Below are 5,790 nucleotides of genomic sequence, written 5' to 3' on the forward strand. Positions count from 1 at the left end.
AACCATAGGTGGCCGTTACCGAAAAAACGGATATGTACTCAAACCAATCGCCAAAAAAAACGGCCTCATCTGGAGGCCGTTTCTCATCACATCTCAACGCTTAGGTGCGCATCCCACGCCCACTCACCAGCAACCGCGCACACCCCACGTACAGCACCACAGTCGCCACCAGCATAAACGTGATCGCTACACTGATCTTGATATCCGAAACGCCCAGGATCCCATAGCGAAACGCGTTAACCATATGCAACACCGGGTTAGCCAACGACACCGTCTGCCAGAACGGCGGCAGCAAGGTGATCGAATAAAACACCCCACCCAGATACGTCAGCGGCGTAAGAACAAACGTCGGAATAATCGAAATATCATCAAAGTTGCGCGCAAACACCGCATTGATGAACCCCAGCAACGAAAAGATAGTCGCCGTCAGCACCACCACCAACAGGGTGATCCCGAGGTGATGCACCTGCAAATGGGTAAAGAACAGCGACAGCAACGTCACAATCACCCCAACCATCAACCCGCGCAGCACACCGCCCAGGGTGTAGCCGATCAAAATCGTATGAGGCGACACCGGCGACACCATCAATTCCTCGATGGACCGCTGGAACTTGCTGCCAAAAAAGCTCGACACCACGTTGCCGTAGGAGTTGGTAATCACCGACATCATGATCAACCCTGGCACGATGTACTCCATATAGGTGAATCCACCCATATCACCAATCTGCCGACCAATCAGGTTACCGAAGATCACGAAGTACAAAACCATGGTGATCGCCGGCGGCAGCAAGGTCTGCGGCCAGATCCGGGTAAAGCGCTTCACTTCGCGATAAACGATGGTCTGCAGCGCGACAAGGTTGGGTTGCAGTTCCGAACTCATACCGCCACCTTCGCCAGATTTTTCTCCACCAGGGACACAAACAACTCCTCAAGGCGATTGGTTTTGTTACGCAGGCTCAGCACCTCGATGTTCTGGGTAGCCAGTTGGCCAAACAGCGCGGTGATGCCCACGGCTTTGTCCACCTGGACTTCCAGGGTGTGGCTGTCCACCAGGCGATTCGGGTAGCCGATCAACTGGGGCGCAACCGTCATGTCGTTTTTCAGGTCGAGCAGGAAGGTCTCGACGTGCAACTGGCTCAGCAAATTACGCATGCTGGTGTTTTCGACAATGGTGCCGTGGTCGATGATGCCGATGTTGCGGCACAGCTGCTCAGCCTCTTCCAGGTAGTGCGTGGTGAGGATGATGGTGATGCCTTTCTGGTTCAGCTCGGTGAGAAACGTCCACATCGAACGACGCAGCTCAATGTCCACGCCCGCCGTCGGCTCGTCGAGGATCAGCAGGCGCGGTTCGTGAACCAGGGCGCGAGCGATCATCAAGCGGCGCTTCATGCCCCCGGACAGGGAACGCGAAGGCACGTCGCGCTTGTCCCACAAGCCCAGTTGCGTGAGGTATTGCTCGGCGCGTTCCTTGGCGATCTTCGGCGGGATGCCGTAGTAACCGGCCTGGGTCACGACGATGTCGAAGGTCTTTTCAAACTGGTTGAAGTTGAACTCCTGGGGCACCACGCCGATGCTGCGCTTGAGCGCCGCCGGGGATTTGTCCAGGTCGTTGCCAAAGATGTTCACCGTACCGGTGGTCTTGTTGACCAGGGTCGAGAGAATCCCGATGGTGGTGGATTTGCCGGCGCCATTGGGGCCGAGCAAGGCGAAGAAATCACCTTCGGCGACGTCCAGATCGATACCACTCAGGGCCTGGAAACCGTTGCCGTAGGTTTTGGTTAGCTGCCGGATGGACAGAGCGGAACTCATATCGGATTACGCACCAAAGAAGAGGAATAGAATTGTTACATGAGGGCAGACCGCACGGAATACAACGGCTGCGCGTGACAAGCATGGTGCTTGTCCGCGCCGCACAAGTACAGTAACCCGTATTAATAGTCGGTATCAGGTCAACGCGGTCATGACCGATTTCTGATAGGCCGGGCGCTGGCGCAGCCGCTGGTACCAGGCTTCCAGGTTAGGCATCGACGGGCGTTCGATGGGCATTTCGAACCAGGCATAAATGAAGCTGCCCAAGGGAATATCACCCATGCCGATCTCGCTGCCGGACAGGTAAGGTTGCGTGGCCAAGGCCTGATCCACCGTCTGCAAAACGTCGATGCAGGCCTGGCGACCGGCGTTGATGGTGTCCCAGTTCTGTTTTTCAGCCGGGGTTCGCAGCACGCCCCAGAACACGGTCTTGAACGGTTCGGCCAGGGTCGAGGTGGTCCAGTCCATCCACTTTTCAGCGTTGGCCCGGGCTTGCAGCTCGCTGGGGTACCAGTTCGAATCCGGCGCATGTTTGGCGGCCAGGTAGCGCACGATGGTGTTGGATTCCCACAGCACAAAATCGCCATCTTCAATCATCGGCACCCGGCCATTGGGGTTCCGCGCGCGGTATTGCGGCGTGTCGACCACACCAAAAGCCCCACCCGCATCAATTGCCTCATAGTCCAGGCCGAGCTCCTCGGCGCACCACAGTGCTTTCCTGACATTTGACGAATTTTTACGACCCCAGATTTTCAGCATGACCGCCCCGATTTTGAAAAAGATGGTTGGATAAATGCCGGGGCAGCATACGCCGGATCACGTCCGGCTTAAATCACTCTGCATGTCCCCCAGCAGGATCGGCATCTGCTCGCCAAACAGGTGCGGGTAACATTTCTGGATGTGGGCGAAGAAGAATTCCTCGGGCACCTCGGCAAATTGCCCATGGTCCACCACGTACTCCATGGAGCGCTGGCCCTTGCGGTTGAAGGCGTGGAAAACACTGTCATGAATGCCATCGAAATCCAGCGGCGGCACATCGAACAGTTCGCACAGTTGCTGGTTGAACGCCGGCGTGGCCTTGACCCAACGGCCGTCCAGATACAACTCGGTATAGCCATGCATGGCGAATACGTCACTTCTGAGCAGCTCGATCAAACGGGGCGTCGAGAGGTGGTTACGCACGTCGGCCAGGCCGATGCGCGCCGGGATCCCGCAGTGCCTTGCGCACGCCGCCAGCAATGTTGCCTTGGGCACGCAATAACTCTCGCCGGCCGCCAGTGCGAAGCTCGCGCTGAGGGTTTGCGGGTCGCGACTGAAGGTATAGGGGTTATAGCGCACCGCCTCGCGCACAGCGTAGTAAAGACTGACTGCCTGGTCACGAAGTGCGGCACTCGAACCGCGATGTTTTTCGGCGAACTCCACCACCGCAGGGTGGTCACTATCGATGAAGCGGCCGGGATTCAAGTACGCATTCATGAGGTTAATCTCAGAGAGCAAGCCCTGAGTCTAACCACAGGCATGCACCTGGGATAACGACGATTCGGCCAAATGTCGGCGCCTGGTGCTGATCATTGCCGGCACACCACGTAACACCCTCGTCACCCCGCTTGTTCGGATGCCGACTAAGCTCTGAGGTGATTTCGCACCTGGTTTCACGGAGGATTGAATATGCTGTTGTTGTGGATACTGGTTCTGGTGGTGGGCATTGCCTACCTGGCGCACCGGCGCATCGCGCCCCTGCCCGCCATCGGCGTGGTCGCCGTCTACCTGTTGGCGATGGGCGCCTTCAGCCACGCACCAGGCTGGTTGCTGCTGATCTTCTGGGTACTGATCGCCGTGGTAGCCGCCCCGCTGCTGCTGCCGGACCTGCGCCGCAAGTACTTCACCGCGCCGCTGTTCAACTGGTTCCAGAAAGTCCTGCCGCCGATGTCCGAGACCGAGCGCGACGCCATCGACGCCGGCACCGTGTGGTGGGACGGCGAGCTGTTCAGCGGCCGCCCCGACTGGGACAAGCTGCTGGCCTATCCCAAGGCGCAACTGACTGAAGAAGAACAAGCCTTCATCGACGGCCCTACCGAAGAACTGTGCGCCATGGTCACCGACTGGGAAATCGGCCAGGCCATGGACCTGCCCCCCGCCGCCTGGGAACACATCAAGCAGCATGGCTTTTTTGCCCTGATCATCCCCAAGGAGTTCGGCGGCAAAGGCTTCTCCGCCTATGCCCACTCCCAGGTCGCGATGAAGCTGGCGACCCGCAGCGGCGACCTCGCCTCCACGGTCATGGTCCCCAACTCCCTGGGCCCGGCCGAATTGCTGCTGCACTACGGCACCGATGAACAACGCAACCATTACCTGCCACGCCTGGCCCGTGGCGACGATATCCCGTGCTTTGCCCTGACCGGCCCACTGGCCGGTTCCGATGCTGGCTCCATGCCCGACACCGGGGTGATCTGCAAAGGCGAATGGGAAGGCAAGGAAACCCTCGGCCTGCGCCTGAACTGGGAAAAACGCTACATCACCCTCGGCCCGGTAGCGACCTTGCTCGGCCTGGCTTTCAAGGCCCATGACTCGGATCATCTGCTGGGCGACAAAGAAGACCTCGGTATCAGCCTCGCGCTGATCCCCACCGACACCCCGGGAGTTGAAATTGGCCGCCGCCACCTGCCACTGGGCGCCGCGTTCATGAACGGCCCCAACTCCGGCAAGGATGTTTTCATTCCGCTGGAATTCCTGATCGGTGGCCAGGAAATGCTCGGCAAGGGCTGGATGATGCTGATGAACTGCCTGTCGGTAGGCCGTTCGATTTCCCTGCCTGCCGTCGGAACGGGCGCGGCCAAGTTCACCAGCCTGGTGACCGGCCAGTACGCCCAGGTGCGTGAGCAGTTCAACGTACCGCTGGCGGCCTTTGAAGGCATCCAGGAAGCCCTGGCCCGCATCGGCGGCAACGCGTGGCTGATGGACAGCGCGCGGATGCTCACCGCCAACGCGGTCGACCTGGGGGAGAAACCCTCGGTACTGTCGGCGATCCTCAAGTACCACCTGACCGAACGCGGCCGCGAATGCATCAGCCACGCGATGGACGTGCACGGCGGCAAGGGCATCATCATGGGCCCCAACAACTACCTGGGTCGCAGCTGGCAGGGCGCGCCGATCTTCATCACCGTGGAAGGCGCGAATATCCTCTCGCGCAATCTGATGATCTTCGGCCAGGGCGCAATTCGCTGCCATCCGTTCGTCCTCAAGGAAATGGCCCTGGCCGGTCGCGAAGACCATGACCAGGCGCTGAAGGAATTCGACGGCCTGCTGCTGCAGCACATCGGCTTTGCCGTAGGCAACGCCGCCAGCACCCTGGTGTTGAACCTCGGTTTCGGTCACTTCGAAAAGGCTCCGGGCAACAGCCTGAGCCAGGGCTATTTCCGCGCACTCAACCGTCAGGCCGCGGCGTTTGCGATGCTGGCGGACCTGAGCATGATGCTGCTGGGCGGCGAGTTGAAACGACGCGAACGCCTGTCGGCACGTCTTGGTGATGTGCTGAGCCACATGTACCTGGCATCGGCTGCACTCAAGCGTTATCACGACCTGGATTCGCCAGACCACCTGGAACCGCTGTTCGCCTGGGCCATGGAAGAGAGCCTTGGCCACTCCGAGCGTGCACTGGATGAACTGCTGACCAACTTCCCGAGCAAGGTGTTGGGTTGTCTGTTGCGGGTGATCGTGTTCCCGTTCGGCCGCCGTCATAAAGGCCCGTCCGATGCGCTGGATGCCGAGGTGGCCGCAGTGCTTGGTCGCGCCAAGGGTGACCCGACCCTGGAAGCGGTGCTGGCGGGCTGCTATCGCCCACAGTCCGCAGAAGATCCGGTGGGCGCCCTGCAACACGCCTACGACCTGTTGGCCGACAGCCATCCGTTGCAGAAAAAACTCCACGAAGGCTTCAAGAGCGGCCAGGTCAAACCGACCGCGGGCGAACACGCCATCGATGCC

5 protein-coding genes are annotated in these 5,790 nt (G+C 59.7%); 1 reads left to right on the forward strand and 4 read right to left on the reverse strand.

Annotated features, from left to right (window positions below; translation table 11 throughout):
- Positions 1–100: 100 nt before the first annotated feature.
- The 4 genes from HX846_RS19510 to HX846_RS19525 all read right to left on the reverse strand — a co-directional run bounded on the left by HX846_RS19510 (position 101) and on the right by HX846_RS19525 (position 3,285).
- Entirely contained in the window at positions 101–880 is a 780-nt protein-coding gene (locus HX846_RS19510) for an ABC transporter permease (protein ID WP_003217229.1), read from the reverse strand.
- Positions 877–1,809 carry an ABC transporter ATP-binding protein gene (locus HX846_RS19515; protein ID WP_003217227.1) on the reverse strand — a complete coding sequence of 311 codons (933 nt, stop codon included), beginning with the start codon at positions 1,807–1,809 and terminating at the stop codon, positions 877–879. Before HX846_RS19515 ends, HX846_RS19510 begins: the two co-directional genes overlap by 4 nt.
- 135 nt (positions 1,810–1,944) lie before the next feature.
- Complete coding sequence (locus HX846_RS19520) at positions 1,945–2,568, reverse strand: glutathione S-transferase family protein (protein WP_102369632.1); 624 nt, start codon at positions 2,566–2,568, stop codon at positions 1,945–1,947.
- 57 nt (positions 2,569–2,625) lie between these two features.
- Positions 2,626–3,285 carry a transglutaminase family protein gene (locus tag HX846_RS19525; protein ID WP_102369633.1) on the reverse strand — a complete coding sequence of 220 codons (660 nt, stop codon included), beginning with the start codon at positions 3,283–3,285 and terminating at the stop codon, positions 2,626–2,628.
- 192 nt (positions 3,286–3,477) lie between these two features.
- On the opposite strand from HX846_RS19525, the gene HX846_RS19530 reads away from it, so the two are divergent.
- On the forward strand, positions 3,478–5,790 hold a 2,313-nt coding region (locus tag HX846_RS19530), incomplete at its 3' end, for an acyl-CoA dehydrogenase (protein WP_178965927.1).

Origin of the sequence: Pseudomonas sp. K5002, assembly GCF_013386655.1 — a bacterium.
GTDB lineage: Bacteria > Pseudomonadota > Gammaproteobacteria > Pseudomonadales > Pseudomonadaceae > Aquipseudomonas.